Here is a 20,584-nt window from a genome sequence, read left to right as displayed (position 1 = left end):
TCAGTCCTTCCAGTTGAAGACGACGCCCATCATGTTCTTTTCACGCCTGTATATCATCTCGTAAGCTTCGTTGATCTGTGTGTAATGCATCCGGTGGGTAATCAGGCGCTTCGGTTCCAGCTTGCCCTCGCGCATCAGGTCCAGCGTGAAGCGGCACATTGCGCCCCATTCCCTCCGGTCGCCCCGCTCGGGGGGAAACAGGTAGCCGGCCCGCCCGTTGACCGCGATCAGGGATATCCCCTTGGCATAGAACCATTCCATGTCCAGGGGATTGAAGTCGAGCGGCGGTTCGCCCCGGCCGGGCAGGGCTACGATGCCGACCCGCCCGTTGTCGCGCACGATCTGACAGGAAGTACGCAGTGCGGGCCAGGGATTGGCCGTGAGTATGACCAGGTCGACGCCCTCGCCGTGGGTGAAGTCGTCCAGCTTGCCCGCGAGATCGGGATCGTCGTGCATGAAGGTCGCGTCCGCCCCCATGCGCTCGGCCATTTCCATGCGCACCGGGCTGTTCGCGATTCCGATCGTCCGCGCGCCGAGGCACGGACCGAGTCCTACGGCCCCGAGTCCGAGGACGCCCAGTCCCACGACGGCCACGTTCTCGCCGGGCTGGAACTGCGACTTGTAGTAGCACAGGGCGCTGAGTGTGTACAGGTGGCCGTATACCGCGTCCTCGTCATGTACGCCGTCGGGGACCTTGACGAGCATTTCATCATCCTTCGCGATGAACTCGGACTGGTGCGGGTACCGGGAGATGACCCGGTCGCCCACGGTGAAATCCTCGACCGCGTCTCCCACGCCGCGGATCACGCCCAGATTGCTGTCCCCGACCCAGCGAGGAAAATCCGGTGCTCCGGGCACCTGCTCCGCGCCTTCGTAGTTGCCCCGGTCGGTCCCGATCTTGAGCGCCGATATGACGGTTTCCACCCAGAGGTCGTGAGGGCCCAGGTTTTCCGTATCCAGGGGATGGTCTTCGATGCGGAGGTCTCTTGGGCCGTAGAGCATGGCGATTTTCATGGAATGCGCTCCAATCAGGCCGACAGGGCGGAGAGGCAGCGGTCGTAGACCTCGAATCGCTCGCCTTCCGTCTCATCGGGGTCCACCAGCTTGAGCCAGAGGGCGCTGCCGGGCTTTGCCGAGCTGTAGGACCGGTGGCTGCCGATCACGGAGGGATCCTCGCCGTGCCAGGCGATTTCCCCCTCCTGCATATAGATGAATTCTCCGCGGTGGCGGTCCACGATGTCCTTCTGGTGGTCCTGGTAGAACAGGCCCTGTTCACAGGCCGTACGCCTCAGCGTATGGATCAGCTCGGGCGCCTCATCGGGATCCGAGTCGAAGTGCGCCACCGGGGTTTGGACATCGCTTTCGAAATCGATTTCGTCCAGGTCTACCGTGCCGAAACCCCGCTGTGCGGCCACCAGGAGATGATTCCGGTCCCGGCGAAACGGCGGCGTCGGCCAGTCCGACGTGGGATCGTGCCCCATCAGGTAGGCGCCGCAGGCGTCCGTGGCCGTGATCTGATCGCCGGCGATCAGCACGTCGCCCACGCGCCCTTCACCGCCCCATTCCCTTCCTTTCTGTCCCACGAGTCCGTCGATGATGTTCAGGCAGGGGTTCGTGATCATGGCCAGGTCCGGAAGCACGTATGAGAGCCTGATCGCATGATGGAAATACGTTCGGACCCGTCCCCCCGGGGGAACGATGGGCGGAAGCCCGAAGAGATTCTTCATGCACAGCGTGATGCCCATGAACGAGTGATTCTTCATTTTCGCCACGGAAATGACTTCGTCCGCGTCCTCGAAGACGCCGCTCAGGATATACCGGTCGAACATGTTCCCGCCGCCCGGCACCTCGTAGACCGCCCAGGGCGGCCGGTTCGAGTCGTCGTACTTGACGTCGAATTCTCGGAGGTGGTGGACGTAATTGAACTCGTCCGGCGTGAGTTTGTCCGGCGCGTAGGGATTGGTGTCCGTGGCGTAGATCTCCGCATCGGTATGTTCCCGGATTAATTGCAGCACGGCCCTGCAGACCGCGTCGTCCACCAGTTCCTGCCGGCGCCCCTTGAACCGGATGACGTTGTCCATGGGTTTCATCATGTTGAACTTGATGACGATCTTCCGGGCTTTCTCGATGCGCGCCCAGGACTCCGCAAGCGGTTCGGTGATGCGCTTGAGGGTTTCGTAGACGCCTTCGTAGGGCGTCCGATGGTCGCAGGACGCCGCGCGAACGGTGTATGGCTTCTCCGGCATATCACGGTCTCCAGACGTTGCGGAATGCGAGGGGATACATTTCAAGGTGCAATATACATCCACCGGAATCGGCGACAAGGTTAAAGGGCCGATGGGGCCGGGTCCGGCGCGGTCCGGGTGAGGCCCGGTCGGTCTGGCACGCCCCGGCACGACCTGGGACGACCCGACACGGCCCGCACGGCTCGGCACGGCCCGGTCAATCAGGTGGGCGTCGTCAAGACGAAGGCAGTCAAAATGAAAGGCGCGGGTATTTTGGGTTGTATATTCAAGACCGATGCGGCATATTGAAAACCCCTTTGTCCTGTGATTCCCCCTCGGGAAACCGAATCGCCAACGGGAACGCGTTACGCCCGCGGACGTCGGACCGGCCCGGCCGGGCCATGCTGACCACGCGCCGCGGCCACCAGGAAGGTGAACACGGAATTGAACGCGCTTCGGAAATTCGTACGGTTCGTGGACGGGTTGAACGAACGTGTCGGCTCGGTCGTTTCCTGGTTTACGACCCTGCTCGTCCTGACCGTCTGTATCGACGTGTTCACCCGGTATTTCCTGCGTAGCAGCAGCGTGGCAGTGCAGGAACTGGAGTGGCACTTCTTCGCGGTGATCTTCCTGCTCGCCTCGGCGTGGGCCCTTAAACACAACAAGCACGTCCGCGTGGACGTGCTCTACATGAACTTCAAGCCACGAAACCAGGCCCTGGTCAATCTCATCGGCAGCCTGCTGTTTCTGCTTCCCTTCGCGGTGATCGCGATCTGGAGCTCCCAGAACTTCGTCCTGAATTCCTTCCGAATCGGTGAGGTTTCGCCGGATCCCGGCGGCCTGCCCGCCCGCTACATCCTGAAGGCCATGATCCCCCTCGGGTTCTCGCTTATACTCCTCCAGGGACTGGCCCTGGCGGCACGCTCCCTGGACCGGTTCATCCACGGAGGTGAAGATCCCTTGGGCGAAACGGACGAATCGCCCCCGAGAGGGCTTTCGGCCAGGGAGGAGGACGCGGTTTGACCGAAGCGATGCCCCTCATCCTCTTCCTGGTCCTCTTCCTGCTGCTCCTGATGGGGTACCCGGTCGCCTTTACCCTGGGCGGCGTGTCCGTACTCCTCGGGCTGATGACCTTCGGCGCGGATTTCTTCAACCTGCTGCCCCTGCGCATCTGGGGCGTCATGACGAATTACGTCCTGCTTGCCGTGCCCCTGTTCGTCTACATGGGCGTCATGCTGGAGAAATCGGGCCTGGCCGAGGACATGCTGGAGACCATGGCCCTGCTCTTCGGCCGGCTGCGGGGCGGACTCGCCGTGGCGGTGGTGATCGTGGGGGCCTTGCTGGGCGCATCCACCGGAATCGTGGGGGCGACGGTCGTGACCATGGGCCTGCTCAGCCTGCCCACAATGCTCAGGCGGGGCTACAGTCCCCAGGTGGCCACGGGCACGATCGCCGCGTCGGGGACGCTCGGGCAGATCATACCGCCCAGCGTAGTGCTCGTGCTGCTCGGGAGCATCCTCAACGTGTCGGTCGGCGACATGTTCATCGGCGCGGTCATACCGGGCGCGATTCTCGTGGGCATGTACCTCGTGTGGCTTGCCATCGTGGCCGTGATCAAGCCGACCGAGGCGCCGGCCATGCCGGCCGATGAACTGGCCGCCTTCCGGGAAAGCGGCATGTTCAGGAAGATCATCCGGGCCTTCCTGCTTCCCCTGGGCCTGATGACCGTCGTGCTGGGTTCCATCTTCGCGGGCATCACCTCGCCGACGGAAGCGGCGGCCGTGGGTGCGCTGGGCGCGACCCTGCTCACCGTTTTCCAGGGCAAGTTTTCTTATGAAACGCTGAAGGAGGTCATGAAGGAGTGCACGCACATCACGTGCATGGTCTTCTTCGTGCTGGTAGGCGCCGAGGCCTTTGGTCTGGTGTTCCGGGGCATGAAGGGCGACGCGTACATGACCAGCCTGATCATGGACGCCAACCTGAGTACCTACGCCTTCCTGGCCCTGGTCCTGGTCATGATCTTCATCGCCGGCTTCTTCATAGATTTCATCCAGATCACCTACATCATCGTACCGGTTGTCACGCCCATCTTCATCGCCTTCGGCGTCGATCTGCTGTGGCTCGGCATCCTGATCGCGGTGAATCTGCAGACATCCTTCCTCACGCCACCCTTTGGGTTTTCCCTGTTCTACCTCAAAGGGGTGGCCCCGCCCGAAGTGCAGACCCGCCATATCTACAAGGGTATTTTGCCCTTTATCGTGATCCAGCTCATCTGCCTGGGCTGCCTGGTCTACGCTCCGATGTTAGCGACCTGGCTGCCGGGCCTGCGCTAAGCGTTAATAACCGATCGCGCAACCGTCTTTCCGGGGCTCCGACGCGCCGTGCAGCATGCCGGATTCCGGATCGATGCGGATCGCCTGGTAGCCGCCGTACCCGTGGGCAGAACGGGATATCCGATGGCCCATTTCCTCGAGCCGCCGGAAGGCACCTTCGCCGATGCCGTCTTCCACGTTGACCCTGCCTCCTCCAGCCTCCATGGGGGCGCCCGTGGGTTCGGCCGAACCGAAGTGCTGGAATCGCGGCGCGTCGCCCGCCTCCTGCACGTCCATGCCGAAATCGATCATGCTGCAGAGGACCTGGACGTGTCCCTGCGGCTGCATGGCGCCGCCCATCAGGCCGAATGTGAGCCAGGGGCGCCCGTCCCAGGTCACCATGGCGGGGATGATGGTGTGGAAGGGCCGCTTGTGGGGCGCCAGGGCGTTGCGATGCGTGGGATCCAGCGAGAAGAGCTGCCCCCGGTTCTGGATGGGAAATCCCGTGCCCTCCGGCACGATGCCCGATCCGAAACCCCGGAAGATGCTCTGGATAAACGAAACGACGTTGCGGTCCTGGTCGACGACGGTCATGTAGGCCGTGTCCCCGTGCTGCAGGATGGGTTCGCCTTCCGGGACGTCGACGGCCGCCCTGCGGGGATCGATCCGTGCGCGCTGCCGGTCGGCGTAGTCCTTGGCAAGCAGCGCTTCCACGGGTACGTCCGCGAAGGCGGGATCGGCGTAGAACACGGCGCGGTCGGCGTAGGCGAGTTTCTTGGCTTCGATCTGCAGGTGCAGCGTTTCGGCCGACAGGCAGCCCGTTTCGGCAAGGTCGTAGCCTTCCAGGATGTTCAGCATCTGCAGGGCGGCGATGCCCTGCCCGCTCGGGGGCAGTTCCCAGACCGTATAGCCCCGGTAGTCGACGCTGACGGGATCGTCCCAGGTCGACGCGTGGTCCCGGAAATCCTCGGGGCTGAACAGCCCACCGACGTCCCGGGAACAGGCCACGACGGCCTCGGCGATTTCGCCTTCGTAGAACGCGTCGCGACCACCCTCGGCCAGGATGCGGTATGAACGGACCAGGTCCGGGTTCCGGAACACCGCGCCGGGTTCGGGCGCCTTCCCTCCGGGCAGGTAGACGCGGACGGACTCGGGCCACGGCTTCAGCAGCGGGGTGGATCCCGCCCAGTCCCGCGCAATGATGTCCGATACGGGAAACCCGTTCTCCGCGTAGTAGATAGCAGGTTCCAGCACCTGCCCCAGGGACATCGTTCCGAAGCGGTCGAGGAGGCAGGACCAACCGTCGACGCAACCCGGGACGGACCAGTTTAGCGGACCTGTACCGGGGATGTATTCATGTCCTAGCCCGTCGTAGTAGTCGATCGTGGCCGCGTAGGGTGCCCGGCCGCTCGCGTTGAGTCCGGTCAGTCCGCCGCTTTCGGCCTCCCGGACGATGGCGAACAGGTCGCCGCCGATGCCGCAGGACATGGGTTCCACCACGCCGAGTACGGCGTTGACGGCGATGGCGGCGTCAATGGCGTTGCCGCCGGATTTGAGGATCTCGATGCCGGCCTGGGCGGCCAGCGGCTGGCTCGTGGCCACCATGCCCCGGGGCGCCATGACGACCGAGCGCCGCGAACCACGGTAGGTGTGGGGATCGTATCGCATGGTCTGGATATTTCTCCGTTCGGAGGGTGATCAGCGGAAAAAAGTCTCGGCATCGTGCCGGGGCGCGTAGCCGATCTCTTCCTTCGGCGTCTGTAAGTCGAAAATGTTGTACGTATTGTCCGAAATGACGAAATAGTGCCGGGCGGGAGGCAACTTGCCGGCGAGATGGGCCGTGTACGCCGCGTGGACCATGGCCGCCGCGTCCTGCTGGTGGCACCAGACGGCGAAATACCCGCGCTCCTCCGTGATGGGCGTGTTGCGGGGGTTCACGCCTCCCCAGCGCGTGGCCACCGTGCCGCAACCCCGTTCTGCCGCCCTTTCCACCCAGGCCTCGACGTAGGCCTTCTCGTGGCCGTAGTCGTTGATCGGGCAGGCGGGCAGGCGTGCGGAGATCGGATCAGGCCATTCCTGGATCGAATCGAACCTCCGTTCCGCGATCAACGCGTACGCGCCCGATTCGAAAAAGCGATAGGCGTCGTCCACCGCGTGCACGGAACTCGAACCCACGATCATCGGCCGGTGGTCCGGACCTTCCTGACCACCTGGACCGCCCGGACCGCCCGGACCGCACAGGTCCAGCACCGATTCGAACACCAGGTCAGTCATCGCGTTCATGGCGGCGAGATCGCCCTGCCGGGCCAGGTAGACGACGAGATCGAACCCGGGGAGCATAGCCCGGAATCGATCCGGTTCTTCGACGATGTTCATATCGACGAACCGGCCTGAGGCGCGGCCCTCTGCCCGGTCGGGCGCCCCGGGCAGGTCGATGGAACAGAAGCGGTATCTCTCGTCCATCCCCGGCAGGTACGTCCTGAGTCCGGAGCCGATCGTCCCCCTGCCCCCGATGAGCAGCGTGTTAAACGCCATGCGGCTCCCTTCAGTAGGCTTCCAGGTAAAGCGATTTGATTTCTTCGGCCGTGGGCACGCGCGGATTGTTCTGCGGGCTCCCCGAAGCGAGGGCGTCGTCGGCCATCTTGTCCAGCGCGCCGGTCAGGGCCTCTTTGGAGATTCCGCAGTCCCTCAATCCGGGTATTTCGACGGTGTCGTTGAGTTTCTGCAGGCCATCGATGAGCAGTTCACAGGCGGCGGACGTATCGTCCTCCTCTTGCGCCCAGCCGAGCTTCCGAGCCAGTACCGCGTACCGCTCAGGCGCCGCCGGTGCGCTGAACCGGGTGACGGCCGGCAGCAGCACGGAATTGCTGAGGCCGTGGGGCAAATGGAAGACCGCGCCGAGGGGCCTGCTCATGCCGTGCACGAGGCAGACGGAGCTGTTGGCGAAGGCCATGCCGCCCAGGGAGGCGGCTTCCATCATGCCGCTGCGGGCTTCGTGGTCGCCGGGATGCTTCCAGGCCCGCACCAGGTGCCTGCCGACGAGGTCGACGCAGGAAAGGGCGAGCGTGTCCGTTATGGTGCCGTTCTTGCGCGATACATAGGCTTCGATACCGTGGGTCAGCGTGTCCACGCCGACGTTGGCCGTTAGCGGACGGGGCATAGACAGGGTCAGCGTGTAGTCGACGAAGGCCGCCGCGGGCAGCAGATGGGCATCCAGGATCATCATCTTCACGTTGCGCCGCGTATCCGTTATGACCGTCACCCGGGTCATTTCGCTGCCCGTCCCGGCCGTCGTGGGAATGGCGAACAGCGGCATGCCAGGCCGAGGAATCCGGTGATAGCCCGCGTATGCGGACAGGGGTCCGTCGTTGGCGGCCATGACCGCGATGGCTTTCCCCGCGTCGATGCTGCTGCCGCCGCCGACCGCGATGACGCCGTCGCAGCCGTTTTCGTTGAGCAGGGCAAGCCCTTCCTCGACGTTCACGTCCGTGGGCTCGGGGGTTACGTCGCCGTAGACACAGGCTCCTATGCCCGCCTGGCGGCACTGGTTCACCATGCGGGTGGGCAGGCCCTGTTCGACGAGGTAGGGATCGGAGACTACCAGCACGTTTTTAAGTCCGGCGCGGGCGGCCTGGGGGGCCGCTTCGTCGAATGCGCCCGCACCATTGAAGATGATGGAAGGGATATTGATCTGCACGGGACCGTTCACCGTCAGGTAACTCCCTTGATGACGGCGCTGTACTGCCGGAATGAACCGGACTGCACGACCTCGCGCAGCGCGTGCACGGCCGTGTGCAGTTCTTCATAGGTCGTGTAAAGCGGAGCGATGCCCAGCCTGATGTTGTCGGGCATGCGGAAATCGGAAATCACCTGTCTTTCCTCCCGGATCGCCTGGTCGATGCGATATCCCTCGGTATGGCCGAAGGAGACGTGCGACCCCCGCCGTGCGCCGTTCCGGGGCGAATTCAGCGTGAATCCGAGGGGCGCCAGTTCAGACGCCCAGAGGGCGACCAGGTACTCGGACTGGCTCAGCGACTTGGCGCGCGCGGGCTCCACGCCGGCTTCGAGCGCGAGATCCACGCCGGGTTCGATCATGGCCAGGGAAAGGACGGACGGCGTGCCCGTCAAATAACGGTCGATGCCGGACGCCGGTTCGAATTCGGTATCGAAATAGAACTGCTTACGGTGGCCGAACCAGCCTGAAATCGGATTGTCCAGCCTGGCCTGCAGGTCCTCGCGGACGTAAAGGAACGCCGGAGCTCCCGGGCCGCCGTTCAGGTACTTGTACGTGGAACCCACCGCCAGTTCGATGCCCAGGTCGTGGCATGCCATGGGCACGACACCGGCGGAATGACTCAGGTCCCACAGGATCATCGCGTCCCGGCCGTGGGCGATCTCGGTGATCCGCGCCATGTCGTACATGTAACTGGACTTATACATGACGTGGGAGAGGAGCACCAGGGCCGTATCGTCGTCGATGGCCCGGTCGAGGGCCTCCTCGGACACGGCAAAGCCATTGTCCACGGGGAGTACGACCAGTTCGTACGCGGGATCGAGCAGGTCCGCCACGGCCTTCAGGATATAGATGTCGGACGGGAAGTTCACGCTGTCGGTTACGATTCGGCGCCGCCCGGGCCGCTCCTTCAGCGCACCGGCAATCAGCTTGAAGAGGTTGACCGACGTCGAGTCGGCGATGATTACCTCGTCGGGCCGGGCGCCGATCAGGCCGGCCAGCTTGCCGCCGATACGCCTCGAAAGCCCCATCCATTCGTCATTCCAGGCCCGAATGAGCCGGTTTCCCCACTGGTGTCGGATCAGCCGGTCCATCAGGGAGATGGCTTCCTTGGGAACCCGCCCGAGGGAATTGCCGTCCAGGTATATCAGATCGGGGTCGTCGATCAGAAAGCGATCCCGGAACCCGCCCAGGTCATCGCGGTGGTCCAGTTTTCGCGCGTACTCGAGCGACGTGTCGAAATCCAAACACCTACCTCCACGGGTCGTGGTGTCGCGGGAATGCGGCTGAATAATCGGCGGAAAAGGAAAAACCGGAATGTATACGGAGGGGAAGGCCGGGACAAGTGGAATGTCAACGCCCTGTCGCGCGGCCCGTGCTCATCGGCTGGCCCGCGCGGCCCGTGCTCATCGGCTGGCCCGCGCCGCCCGCTCGTCCTGCTCCAGGGATCGCGGCTGGGTGTCGAAGATGTTCAGGTCGACAAAGGCCATCGCCCGGGCCAGCGTTTCGCGACTTCGCACCAGCAGGGACTGAGTATACGGGGTGTCTTCGGCACAGAAACCCGTCGCGGCGAGATCGACGGCATCCGCGAGGTAAAGCGCCCGCTCGCAGTGGAACTGCTGCGAAACGACGATGACGCGGTCGAGTCCGAACACCTTTTTCGCCCTGAAGACGGAGTCCAGGGTCCGCACGCCGGCGTAGTCGAGCATGATGAAGTCTTCCGGTACGCCCAGTTCGACCAGGTCCCGTTGCATCGTCGTGGTCTCGTCATAGTACTGTGTGGACGCGTCCCCGCTGACGAGAATAGCCCTGACCCGACCGGCGTGAAACAACTCGGCGGCGGCTTCGATACGGGCGCGGTAGTACTGGTTTACGTGCCCCTCGGTGTACTTGGAAGTACCCAGTACGAGTCCCACCTGGCACTCGGGCGTTTCCTCGGCCTGGTAGTACAGACGGGCGGATGCGTTGCGGGTAATGGCGAAGTCGTTCAGCAGGGCTGCGAAGAGACCGGTCATGGCGAGTGCCGTAATGACCCGGGTCCATACCGGCAGATGGCGAAACGCAGGTTTGCTTCGCATTGAAATTGGCGATTTCTGGAGAAATGGATCTTTGAGGGAAGAAGGACTGGGGTTATACTGTCATACTACCTGGCGCGGCCAGTATCGTCAAGCGGTAAACCTTGTATTTTCGTGTTTTCTCTTTTGATGCCGGAGTGATTCCATCATGCGTAGACGAGTGCCCACCCTTCTGCTCCCTGCGATCTGGCTGCTCCCCCTGATCTGGCTGCTCCCCGTCGCCGCGGCGGACAGCGGGCATGACGCGTCGGGTGAAGGGGCGCCGATGACCGTGCTGTTCTATGGCAACAGCCTTACGGCGGGGTTCGGGGTCGATCCCGACAAGGCGTTTCCGCAACTCGTGCAGATGAAGATCGACGGGCTCGGCTGGCCGTTCAAGGTGATCAACGGCGGCGTGGGCGGGGAGACCACGGCGGGTGGCCTGAGCCGTATCGACTGGGTGCTGCAGAACCGTCCGGACGTGTTCATCCTCGAGCTCGGCGGGAACGACGGGCTTCGAGGCGTCGATCCCAGCGTCACCCGCCGGAACCTGCGGGCCATCATCCAGCGCGTCCGGGAGCGGTATCCAGCGACGAAGATCATACTCGCCGGCATGCAGGCGCCGCCCAATATGGGCCAGCGCTTTGTGACCGAGTTCAGGGAGATCTACCCGGAGCTGGCGCAATCGGAGCGTGTCTCGCTGATCCCCTTCATTCTCGAGGGTGTCGGCGGCATACCGGAGTTGAATCAGCCGGATGGCATCCATCCGACCGCGGAAGGGCACGCGATCATGGCCGAGTTGGTCTGGAAGGCGCTCGAGCCGGTTCTGAAGGAGCTTCTGCCCTGATCGACCGGATCGTCTAGATTTCCGCCCGAAGCACTTCCAGCGGGGACTGGCGGTAGATGCCGGCGCTGGCGGCCATGCCCACCAGGATGGTGATCGACGCGATCCCACCGACCACGGCCAGCACGGGGAAGTAGGCCGGCACGTAGGAGATGTTGAATACGAAGACGGCCAGGATCCACGTGGCGGTAAAGGCCAGCACGACCCCCGTCAACGCGCCGATCGCGCCGAGGAACAGGTACTCGATCGTCATGATCTTCAGAATCTGGTTCCGAGAGCCGCCGAGGGTCTTCAGGAGTACGCTTTCCTGCATCCGCTGGTAACGGCTGTTGGTCACGACGCCCACCAGGACGATGACGCCGGTGAATACGCTGAACAGCGCCATGAAACGGACGATGAGGGAGACCTTGCCGAGTATGTCGTTGAGGGTATTCAGGATGAGGCTCAGGTCGATCAAGGAGACGTTGGGAAACCGGCTCACCGTTTCACGCTGAAAGCGCGCCGAGACCTGCGGATCGTCGATCCGGGTCACGACCACGTGGAACTGGGGCGCCTCTTCCAGGACGCCCTCCGGGAAGACCATGAAGAAGTTGGGCTGCATCCGCTGCCAGTCGACGGCGCGCACGCTCCCAACGGTGGTCTTCACCGGCACGCCTTGCACGTCGAACACGACCTCGTCGCCGATACTCAGCCCCAGGCGGTCGGCGATGCCTTTTTCCACGGATACGAGGACGGAATCCCCACCGGCGTCGGCGCGGGGCTGCAGCGACCCTTCCAGGAGCGTTTCCGCGTCTTCCAGGTGGGCCCGGTAGGTCGAACGGTATTCCCGGCGCAACGGCCAGCGCGATACCCTTTCCGTCGTATCTGCCATCACCTCCGCGATCGTCCGCCCTTTCAGGCCCGCCAGCCGCATGCTTACCACCGGCGTCTGCTGCATGACCGGCAGTCCGTTTTGGCGCATCGACGCCAGGATATCCTCCCGCTGGCCGGGTTGTATGTCGAAGAGCACCAGGTTCGACTGCCGGTCGCCACCGACCTGGGAAATGTGTCCCACGAGGGAGTACTGCAGGAGGTACAGCGTCGTGATCAGGAAGGCGCCCAGCCCGAGCGCGACGACCATAGTGACGGTCTGGTTGTCCGGGCGGAAGAGATTGGCCAGGCCCTGCCGCCAGACATAGGGCCACGTAGCCGGCACGATGCGCCGGGCCAACGTGATCAGGCTCCGGGCGACCAGCGTCAGCAGCAGGAAGGCGCAGATCAGTCCCCCCGCGAATCCCACGCCCTGCAGCCAAACCCGGGTCTGGCTGATGCCGAAGAGCACGACGCCGGCCACGAGTACGGCGATCAGTACAATGCGCCGCGGATCCGCGTTGCCGCGCCGTGTTGTTTCAACGGAGGAGCGCAGCGTGAGCAGGGGAGAAATGTCCCTGATCGCAAGGAGCGGCAGGAGGGCGAACAACAACGCCATGAGCAGCCCGAGACCCATGCCCTGGAGCAGCGGAAGCCAGGTAAACCCCACCACCAGTTCGAAGGGAACGAAGTCCTGGATCAGCATGGGCAGTACACCGAGGACGAGATATCCGACGGCGGCGCCGATGGCGGAACCGATCACGCCAATGGCCATGGCCTGGATAACGTACACCGCGAAAGTGTGCCGCCCCTCGGCGCCCAGGCAGCGCAGCACGGCAATAGTGCCCCGTTTTCGCCGTACGTAGGTGTGAATGGCGCTGGCGACCCCAACGCTTCCGAGGATCAGGGCGATGAACCCGCTCAGGTTGAGAAACCGGTAGAGATTGCCCAGGGACCGTTCCAGGCCCGCCTGGCGGTCCCTCACGGTGTCCCAGTCCATCCCCCACCTGGCCGCGGTGTCCGCGCCGTAGGTTGCCGCGAGTTCATCCGCATCCACACCGTCGTCGAACCGGAACAGGGCCCGGTAGGTGACACGGCTGCCCGGCTGGATCAACCCCGTGGATTCGAGTTCCGACATGGGGATGTAGATCCGGGGACCGATCGTGCTCATGGCCGCGGTTTCGCCCGGTATGCTCACCAGGCGGCCGGAGATCTCGAGCGTGCGCATCCCGACGCGGATCGAGTCGCCCACCTCCACGCCGTGCTGGATCATCAGGTTGTCGTCCACGAGGGCCGTGCCGTCCGTCTTGAACGATTGCGCGGCGGCGGCGGGGACCGTTTCCAGCACGCCGTAATAGGGGAACGCGCCCTCGAGTGCCCGTACGTTCGACAGGCGTGACGAGTCCGTCCGGGGGAAGGAGACCATGGAGACGAAACTGGATTGGCGCGACTGCTCGCCGCCCAGGTTCCGGAGAAAGACTTCGGCCGAATCCGAGAAGGCTGTCCGGGTGTTAATGTCTAGGTCGGCGCCGAGCAGGGCCTTGGCCTCCACGTCGATCGCGGCCGCCATGCTATCGCCCAGGGTACGGATTGAGACCAGGGCGGCGGTGCCCAGGATGATGGACGACATGTAAAGGAGCAGGCGGCGCCGGTAGGTCCGGCTGTCCCTCCAGGCCATGCTGAGCAGCCAGCCTGCCCGTACCGGCGTCTTATCAGATGCGGGAGGACCGCTCATGACTGAGGATCGGGGGTAAGGGAAAGGGACGGCGCTTCCGGGATATCGGAATGCACAGGATGGTAGTCTTCGACCATGCGGCCCCCGCTCAACCGGACGATGCGGCGGGTCCTCCGCGCCAGCTCGAGGTTGTGGGTCACGGTGACCAGGGTCGTCCCGGATTCCTCGTTCAGTTCAAACAGCAGGCTTTCCACGGTAGCGGCCGTATCGGCGTCGAGATTGCCCGTGGGTTCGTCCACGAAGAGCAGCGCCGGACGGTTGATGAAGGCCCTGGCCATGGCGACCCGCTGCTGTTCGCCCCCGGACAACTGCACCGGGTAGTGGGTGGTCCGGTCCGCCAGCCCCACGCGGTCCAGGAGTTCCTCCGCCCGGCGGTAGACCGCCTTTTCGCCGCGCAGTTCGGCCGGGACCATGACGTTCTCGAGGCTGGTAAGGGTAGGGATGAGCTGGAAATTCTGGAATACAAAGCCCACGTGACGGTTGCGTACGCGGGCCCGTTCATCTTCATCGAGATCGTCCAGCACGATGCCGTTCAGTGAAACGGATCCCGTAGTCGCCCGGTCCAGGCCGGCGCAGAGGCCAAGCAGCGTCGTTTTCCCGCTGCCGGAAGGTCCGATAATCGCCAGGGAGTCGCCCGGCATCAGGTCGAAATCGATCTCCCGCAAAACGGTAAGCGTCCCGCCGCCGCTCGGGTAGGTCTTGCTCAGGTCCCGGACCGACAGGATAGGCTGTTCGCTCATGGTGTCGGCGCTTCTCCTTCCCCGTTGTCCGGTTCCCGCAATTCCGGGTACCGGTCCAGTACCTGCAGGAGACGATCCGGATAGTCCGTAATGATGCCGTCCACGCCGTGATCGACATGGCGTTTCATTTCCGCTTCCTCGTTGATCGTCCAGACATACACGTCCATGTTGTGCCGGTGGGCGCCCGATACGAACCGGTTGCTTACCAGGGTCCGATCCTGAAAACTGGGCGGTACCTGCATCGTCTCTCCCCCGGGAACAAAGGCGAACCCGAGTCTCAGGGAGTTCAGCACCCAGAAGCCGAGTACCTCGCCGGCCGTGGACGATGTCGCGATGCCCGGGTTGTTGTCTCGAATGTATTTGACGCTCTCGGACTGAAAGGAAGCGATGACCTTCCGTTCCGGGTACGAACACTGCGCGATTGCCTCGGAAAAACGGACCCTGGCGGCATCGGACACGTCTTTCAGCTCGATGATCATCCGGGTATCGGGGAGTGCGTTCAGTACCTCCTCCAGGGATGGTACCCGCAAACCCATGCCCCGGAACGGAAAGCTCGCGCCGTCGTCCGCGGTCCACCGGTAACCTGCGTCCAGTTCCCGCAGTGCGTCCCAGGTCATCTCGTCGACCCGGCCCGCGCCGTCGGTCGTACGGTCGACCGTGGCGTCGTGGATGACCACCAGTTCACCGTCGCTCGTGGCGTGCACGTCGAATTCCAGTGCGTCCGCACCGATTCTGACTGCGTTTTGAAAGGCAAACAGCGTGTTTTCCGGCCACAATCCCGCGCCGCCTCGGTGAGCGATGGCCAGGAGATGGTCCGTATCCGTGAATGTATGCTCGGGCATGGGGCGGGATATAATCGAAGTGTATGCCAGGACCGCGACAAGTATGACCACGGCTGCAACGGCCAGCCGAAAAAACCATTTCCAGATGAATCGAAGCATTCAGCCGCCGCGGTTGGAGTTACAGGGGCCAGTCCCGAAGGATGCGTTCCACTTCTTCGGCGTGACTGCTCTCGTCCCGGATCATGTCTTCCAGCTGGACCATGAGGCCGTAATCGCCGTACTCCTCGGCCTCGGACCTCCGCTGGACGTACCGCTCGACGATCGTGCGTTCGTCCTCAAGCATGGTCTCCAGGTTCTCGCGGTTCGAATTGCTTACCTTGACGGGACGGGGAACGGTCGTGGGCTCGCCGCCCAGCACCACGATCTTGTCGGCGAGGTATTGGGCGTGCAGTTGCTCATCGGCAACCTCGTCCTGAAAGAACTTGGCCAGTTCGGGCCGATAAGGACCGCTGGCCTTGGCCGCGTAGATGGTGAACTGGATGATCGCGCCGAGTTCGGCGGCCAGGTCTCCGTTCAGGTTATCGATCAGGGTCTGCTTGTCCATGATTCCTCTCCTTTTACTCGCTGTCCTCTTTGACAAACAAAAACGTCTTATCCTTCGGTTGTTTTCATGATACGTATCGCCGCCGGAATACACAACGCGTTAGTTTCTACACGCCGCACCTTGACCGGCACTCGTCCTGGTTCGATTCTTGATCAAGCCATTTCCAGTACGGCCTTGACCACGCCGCTCTCCGGGTCGAGCCACGAGGGAAAATCCATCAGCATGCCTTCCGGATCGGCCCTGTGCGTAATCCAGGGTGAGGTGTCGATCCGTCCTGCTTCGATATGCCCGATGACCCGCTGGAGGTCGACTGTGCGGGCGTTCCTGCTGCTGAGGAGGGTCATCTCTCTCCGGTGGAAGGCCGGTCCGTCGAAAGTAATGCGCGAGCCGGTGATGCCGACGTAGACCAGGCGTCCGCCGTTGGCGACGTAGTCGTGGGCCTGCGTCATGGACCCGGCGTGGCCGGTGGCGTCGAAGACGGCCGTCGGGAGATCGTTGCCCAGGAGGGCGTGCAGCTTCGACTGCACGTCCGCGGTGTCGGAGATAACCTCGAAGAGGTCGTAGCGACGCTTGCAGAATTCGATGCGCCGCGCGCTGATCTCCAGCAAAACCACGCGCGCGCCGGCCAGGAGGGCGAAGGTCAGCACGGATAATCCGATGGGGCCGGCGCCGATGAGCAGGACCGTCTCGCCCCTTTCGATCGCGGCGCGGTCCACGGCGTGGGCGCCGATGCCCAGGGTTTCCACCAGGGCCAGCTGTTCGAGGGACATGACATCGGAACGCAGCAGCTTTTCGGCCGGAAGCACCAGGACGTCCCGCATGCCGCCGTCCACATGCACGCCCAGGACGTCGAGATTCGAGCAGCAGTTCGTTTTGCCCATGCGGCAGGGCACGCAGTTCCCGCAGTCCATGTAGGGCACGACGGCGCACAGGTCGCCGGGATGGATGTCCGTCACCTCCCGGCCGGCCGCGACGACTTCCACCCCCAGTTCGTGCCCGAGGATGCGGGGGTAGTCGAAGAAGGGCTGCGTACCCTCGAAGGCGTGCAGGTCCGTGCCGCAGATTCCGACCCGGCGAATGTGCACCAGCACCTCGCCGGGCCCCGGAGGCGTGGGCTCGGGGGTATTCTCCAGGACGAAACGGCCGGGTTTTTCGAGAACGATAGTGGGCATGCGGGTAGGACTCGCTTTCAGGTGAGCAGGGCGGACAGCAGGGGCGGCTTGCGTTCAAACTTCTCGACGTACGCTTCGAAGGTTGGCGCCAGACGCATCTTTAATTTGATCCGGTGGTCTACCGCGATGGATTCGAGCCGGTGGTCCAGGAAAGGATTCCGGAATCGTTCGATGCAGTCCTCCGCGAAGGATCGGGCGTCTTCCACCTCGTCCGGCAGCGCCGGGACGATTTCCTCCAGCATCAGTTCCCGCAGCCAGGGACCCGTTTCCGCATGGTCGACGGCCTCCCGGACGGTCCGGATGCCCAGCGGCATGGCCCGGCAGACCAGCGCCGTGTGGGCGCCGTTGAGCACCCTGACCTTGCGCAGCGCGTAGGGACGGACGTCCGGCGTGCGAGTAATGGCCGGATGCTCGATGAACGGCGCGGTGCCCGGACGGTCCTCCAGGGCCCAGAAGGCGAAGGGTTCGGTCAGCGCCAGCAGCCCGTCGCCGTGGGGATTGGGAAACCCCGGCGGCGGCTCGATGGTGATCCGGTCCACGAGCGTATGCAGCCAGGTCACCCCTTCTACCAGCCAGCCCAGAAAACCGTCGCCCAGACGCCGCTTCCGCCCCAGTGTCCGGACCAGCCCGCACAACGCCCCGGCGTTGTCGTCGATCAGTTCGCAGGGGATGATGGTCACCGGCGCGCCGCCGTGTTCATAACGCGCCAGGAGCACGGCGAGCAGCTTTCCGGGGAAGGAAACCGGCGGCGCGCCGTCCAGCCGCTCCGATTCCGGCACGTCGTACCCGGTTTCCGAGGTGTTGGAGAGGATGTACTCCGTGGCCGGGTCGCGGCCCGCGGCCAGTACGGCTTCCCAGTCCTCCGCGGCACTCAAAGCCCTCGAAACGCTCTCCACCTCGACGGACTCGTCGATCCTCCTGCCGTCGCGGACCCCCCGTACACGGATCCGGTAGCGGCCGCACTGGTCGTTGAATAATCGGGCCCGCCGGGTGCCCGTGGACTGGACCACGACGATCCGGCCGATGTCCTGCCCGGCCTGCCTGGCCTCGTGGATGAAGAGGTCGGCGAAGGCGCGGAGGAACCGGCCGCTGCCGAACTGGAGCACCGTTTCAGCCGGCGTCGCCATCCGGCTCCCTTCGCTTGGCCTCGTCCCAGAGGGCGTCCAGTTCCTCGAAGGTGGCCTTTCCCAGGCTTTCTCCCTTGAGTTCGAGAGCGGCCTCGATAAACCGGAATCGGCGGATGAACTTGTCGTTGCTCCTTCTCAGGGCATCCTCCGGCGGCACGTTGAGGTGGCGGGAAAGGTTCACCAGGGAGAACAGCAGGTCGCCCATCTCCTCCTCGATCTTCGCCCGGTCCCCGTGCTCCAGGGCCCGGCGTACCTCGCCGATCTCCTCGCCGACCTTCTCGAGCACCGCTTTAACGTCGTCCCAGTCGAAGTTGACCCGGGCGACCTTCTCCTGGATGCGGTAGGCGCGGAGCAGGGCCGGCATGCCCGCCGGGAGGCCGTCCAGCACTGATCTGGGGCCTTCCTCGCCTTTCTCTTCCTGCTTGATCTTCTCCCAATTGGTCAGCACCTCGTCGGCCGTGTCCGCCCGGATGTCCCCGAAAACGTGGGGATGGCGCCGAACGAGCTTGTCGTTGATCGCCCGGGCGACGTCATGGATGTCGAACCGCTGCTCCTCGGTGGCGATCTGCGCGTGGAAGACGACCTGGAGGAGAAGGTCCCCCAGTTCGTCCCGGAAGTCGCCGTCCTCGCCGTTGTCCAGCGCGTCCAGCACCTCGTAGGCCTCCTCGATCAGGTACGGCCGCAGGGTCTGGTGGGTCTGTTCCCGGTCCCAGGGACAGCCTCCCTTCGACCGGAGTTTCGACATGATGTCCACGAGTTCTTCGAAGGGGGTCATAGGGGTTGTGTCAGGTGGCGATTTGAGCATGGAAAATACGATTCAGGTAGTCGTTCGGTTCAGGCTGGGATTTCCAATTTGCTCTGGCGACGTACCGATATTCAGATCGCGTGAACCGAAACCGTATCTTACAATAACCAGAACCGGTCAGGAATCAAGCCGTAATTTGCCGTGTTGCTACAGGTTGCCACCGTGCCTGAAACTCCGTTCCACCCGCCCGTATCCGCCAAGAAAACTATTGACGTAAGCCCTTGATAAATCTACATTGTCTAGGTTTAGCGGGGATCGTTCCCGTAACCGGTTCAGGATCGTTTCGCAAGGGAGGAACAGGGGTCTCGGAAAGGCGTGCAAGGCATGGTAAGCGAACATGTCCTCGTTCTGAACCAGAACTACGAGCCTTTGAGTGTTTGTACGGCAAGACGGGCGGTCATTCTCGTTTTTCTGCGCAAGGCGGAGATCATTGACAAATATGCGGACCCGGTGCGGGGCGTATACTCGCTGTTCGACCGGCCAAGTATCGTCCGGCTCGTGAACTTCGTCCGCATACCCAGCAAGGGCATCATGCTGTCGCGCAAGAACATCCTCAAGCGCGACGGCCACCAGTGCCAGTACTGCAGCACGACGAGAGGCCCCCTTACCGTGGATCACGTCCTGCCCAGGTACCTGGGCGGTAGGGACAGCTGGGAGAACATGGTCTGCGCCTGCCAGCGGTGCAACAACAAGAAGGGGGACAGGCTGCCGGAAGAGGTGAACATGGCGCTGCGGCGCAAGCCCAAGGCGCCCACCAGGATACACTTTATTCGAGACTTCATTGGAATCCACCATCATTCCTGGCGGCCCTACCTGTTTCTGAAGAACGAACAACCGGAAGAATTGCTATGGCCTACCAGGTAAGGCTCGAACACTTCGAAGGACCGCTGGACCTCCTGCTGTTCCTGATCAGGGAACACGAGGTGGATATCTACGACATTCCCATCTCGCTGGTCACGCAGCAGTACCTTCAGTATCTCGAGCTGCTCAAATTGCTCGATCTCGAAGTGGGCAGCGAGTACCTGCTCATGGCGGCGACGCTCCTTCGCATCAAGTCGAAGATGCTCCTGCCCCGCAGGTCCGAAGAGGAGGAAGAGGAAGGCGCGGACCCGCGGGAAGAACTCGTGCAGCGCCTGCTGGAGTACCGGCAATTCAAGGAAGCGGCCGGCGTGCTGAACGAGCACCAGGACCGCAACGCCGATGTGTTCTATCATCCGCCCGCGGAGCACCCGGACGAGGACCTGAACGGCGTGGAAACGCTCGATACCCGGCTGGCGGGCAACCTGAATCTCTGGGACCTGCTGCAGGCGTTCAGGTTCACGCTGGACCGCGCAAAAGACGATTTCGACCGGACCGTGGAACGGGAGTCCCTGTCGATCGAGGACCGGATGGACGATATCCTGGATCACCTGAAGCGACAGAAGAACCTGTTCTTCAGCGCGCTCTTCCAGGAGGATCTCTCCCGGCCCTTCCTGATTATCACCTTCCTGGCCCTGCTGGAACTGATCCGGCAGAACCGGGTGGTTTTCGAGCAGACCGATACGCTGGGCGAGATCTGGCTGACCCTTTCCGATTCGGTAGGTACCTCGTCGTGAAGGAGCA

19 protein-coding genes are annotated in these 20,584 nt (G+C 63.4%); 5 read left to right on the top strand and 14 right to left on the bottom strand.

What is annotated here, in order from left to right; translation table 11 throughout:
* Both F4X08_09375 and F4X08_09370 read right to left on the bottom strand, forming a co-directional pair.
* Nucleotides 1-1,014: a zinc-binding dehydrogenase gene (locus F4X08_09375; protein MYD26008.1), complete on the bottom strand. Its 1,014-nt coding sequence runs from the start codon at nucleotides 1,012-1,014 to the stop codon at nucleotides 1-3.
* Nucleotides 1,015-1,028: 14 nt separating this feature from the next.
* Nucleotides 1,029-2,246 (bottom strand): DUF362 domain-containing protein, encoded by a 1,218-nt coding sequence (locus F4X08_09370; protein ID MYD26007.1) that lies wholly within the window; start codon nucleotides 2,244-2,246, stop codon nucleotides 1,029-1,031.
* Between the two features lie 423 nt (nucleotides 2,247-2,669).
* On the opposite strand from F4X08_09370, the gene F4X08_09365 reads away from it, so the two are divergent.
* Entirely contained in the window at nucleotides 2,670-3,248 is a 579-nt protein-coding gene (locus F4X08_09365) for a TRAP transporter small permease subunit (protein MYD26006.1), read from the top strand.
* Nucleotides 3,245-4,558, top strand: a complete 1,314-nt coding sequence (locus tag F4X08_09360; protein MYD26005.1) for a TRAP transporter large permease subunit — start codon at nucleotides 3,245-3,247, stop codon at nucleotides 4,556-4,558. The genes F4X08_09365 and F4X08_09360 overlap by 4 nt, the downstream gene beginning before the upstream one ends.
* A gap of 3 nt (nucleotides 4,559-4,561) precedes the next feature.
* On the opposite strand, the gene ggt is transcribed toward F4X08_09360, so the two are convergent.
* The 5 genes from ggt to F4X08_09335 form a co-directional block, all read right to left on the bottom strand.
* Nucleotides 4,562-6,205 (bottom strand): gamma-glutamyltransferase, encoded by a 1,644-nt coding sequence (gene ggt, locus F4X08_09355; protein MYD26004.1) that lies wholly within the window; start codon nucleotides 6,203-6,205, stop codon nucleotides 4,562-4,564.
* A gap of 30 nt (nucleotides 6,206-6,235) precedes the next feature.
* Nucleotides 6,236-7,072 carry a hypothetical protein gene (locus tag F4X08_09350; protein MYD26003.1) on the bottom strand — a complete coding sequence of 279 codons (837 nt, stop codon included), beginning with the start codon at nucleotides 7,070-7,072 and terminating at the stop codon, nucleotides 6,236-6,238.
* Nucleotides 7,073-7,082: 10 nt separating this feature from the next.
* Nucleotides 7,083-8,288: an iron-containing alcohol dehydrogenase gene (locus F4X08_09345; GenBank protein MYD26002.1), complete on the bottom strand. Its 1,206-nt coding sequence runs from the start codon at nucleotides 8,286-8,288 to the stop codon at nucleotides 7,083-7,085.
* Nucleotides 8,249-9,517, bottom strand: a complete 1,269-nt coding sequence (gene kynU, locus F4X08_09340; protein ID MYD26001.1) for a kynureninase — start codon at nucleotides 9,515-9,517, stop codon at nucleotides 8,249-8,251. Before kynU ends, F4X08_09345 begins: the two co-directional genes overlap by 40 nt.
* A 159-nt stretch (nucleotides 9,518-9,676) precedes the next feature.
* Entirely contained in the window at nucleotides 9,677-10,348 is a 672-nt protein-coding gene (locus tag F4X08_09335; GenBank protein MYD26000.1) for a hypothetical protein, read from the bottom strand.
* A 145-nt stretch (nucleotides 10,349-10,493) separates the two neighbouring features.
* Here F4X08_09335 and F4X08_09330 point away from each other — a divergent pair, with 145 nt between their 5' ends.
* A complete protein-coding gene (locus tag F4X08_09330; GenBank protein ID MYD25999.1) occupies nucleotides 10,494-11,171 on the top strand; it encodes an arylesterase in 678 nt (225 codons plus the stop codon).
* Nucleotides 11,172-11,184: 13 nt separating this feature from the next.
* Here the strand turns inward: F4X08_09330 and F4X08_09325 are convergent, their stop codons facing one another.
* The 7 genes from F4X08_09325 to mazG all read right to left on the bottom strand — a co-directional run bounded on the left by F4X08_09325 (nucleotide 11,185) and on the right by mazG (nucleotide 18,952).
* Nucleotides 11,185-13,752: an FtsX-like permease family protein gene (locus F4X08_09325; GenBank protein MYD25998.1), complete on the bottom strand. Its 2,568-nt coding sequence runs from the start codon at nucleotides 13,750-13,752 to the stop codon at nucleotides 11,185-11,187.
* Nucleotides 13,749-14,492, bottom strand: coding sequence for an ABC transporter ATP-binding protein (locus tag F4X08_09320; protein MYD25997.1), 744 nt, complete (start codon nucleotides 14,490-14,492; stop codon nucleotides 13,749-13,751). Before F4X08_09320 ends, F4X08_09325 begins: the two co-directional genes overlap by 4 nt.
* Nucleotides 14,489-15,433: a glycerophosphodiester phosphodiesterase gene (locus tag F4X08_09315; GenBank protein MYD25996.1), complete on the bottom strand. Its 945-nt coding sequence runs from the start codon at nucleotides 15,431-15,433 to the stop codon at nucleotides 14,489-14,491. Before F4X08_09315 ends, F4X08_09320 begins: the two co-directional genes overlap by 4 nt.
* 19 nt (nucleotides 15,434-15,452) lie before the next feature.
* The gene (locus F4X08_09310; protein ID MYD25995.1) at nucleotides 15,453-15,878 is read right to left on the bottom strand and encodes a ferritin-like domain-containing protein; all 426 of its coding nucleotides are present in this window, start codon (nucleotides 15,876-15,878) and stop codon (nucleotides 15,453-15,455) included.
* 152 nt (nucleotides 15,879-16,030) lie between these two features.
* A complete protein-coding gene (locus tag F4X08_09305) occupies nucleotides 16,031-17,050 on the bottom strand; it encodes a zinc-binding alcohol dehydrogenase family protein (GenBank protein ID MYD25994.1) in 1,020 nt (339 codons plus the stop codon).
* 17 nt (nucleotides 17,051-17,067) lie between these two features.
* Complete coding sequence (locus F4X08_09300; protein ID MYD25993.1) at nucleotides 17,068-18,177, bottom strand: altronate dehydrogenase; 1,110 nt, start codon at nucleotides 18,175-18,177, stop codon at nucleotides 17,068-17,070.
* Entirely contained in the window at nucleotides 18,161-18,952 is a 792-nt protein-coding gene (gene mazG, locus F4X08_09295) for a nucleoside triphosphate pyrophosphohydrolase (protein ID MYD25992.1), read from the bottom strand. The genes F4X08_09300 and mazG overlap by 17 nt, the downstream gene beginning before the upstream one ends.
* 354 nt (nucleotides 18,953-19,306) lie before the next feature.
* On the opposite strand from mazG, the gene F4X08_09290 reads away from it, so the two are divergent.
* Together F4X08_09290 and F4X08_09285 are read left to right on the top strand one after the other, a co-directional pair.
* A complete protein-coding gene (locus F4X08_09290) occupies nucleotides 19,307-19,846 on the top strand; it encodes an HNH endonuclease (GenBank protein MYD25991.1) in 540 nt (179 codons plus the stop codon).
* A complete protein-coding gene (locus F4X08_09285) occupies nucleotides 19,831-20,577 on the top strand; it encodes a segregation/condensation protein A (protein MYD25990.1) in 747 nt (248 codons plus the stop codon). The genes F4X08_09290 and F4X08_09285 overlap by 16 nt, the downstream gene beginning before the upstream one ends.
* The last annotated feature ends 7 nt before the right edge of the window (nucleotides 20,578-20,584 follow it).

This window comes from Gemmatimonadota bacterium (assembly GCA_009841265.1).
In the GTDB taxonomy this organism is placed as follows: Bacteria; JAAXHH01; JAAXHH01; order JAAXHH01; family JAAXHH01; genus JAAXHH01.
This window is presented reverse-complemented; position numbering and strand designations above follow the sequence as displayed.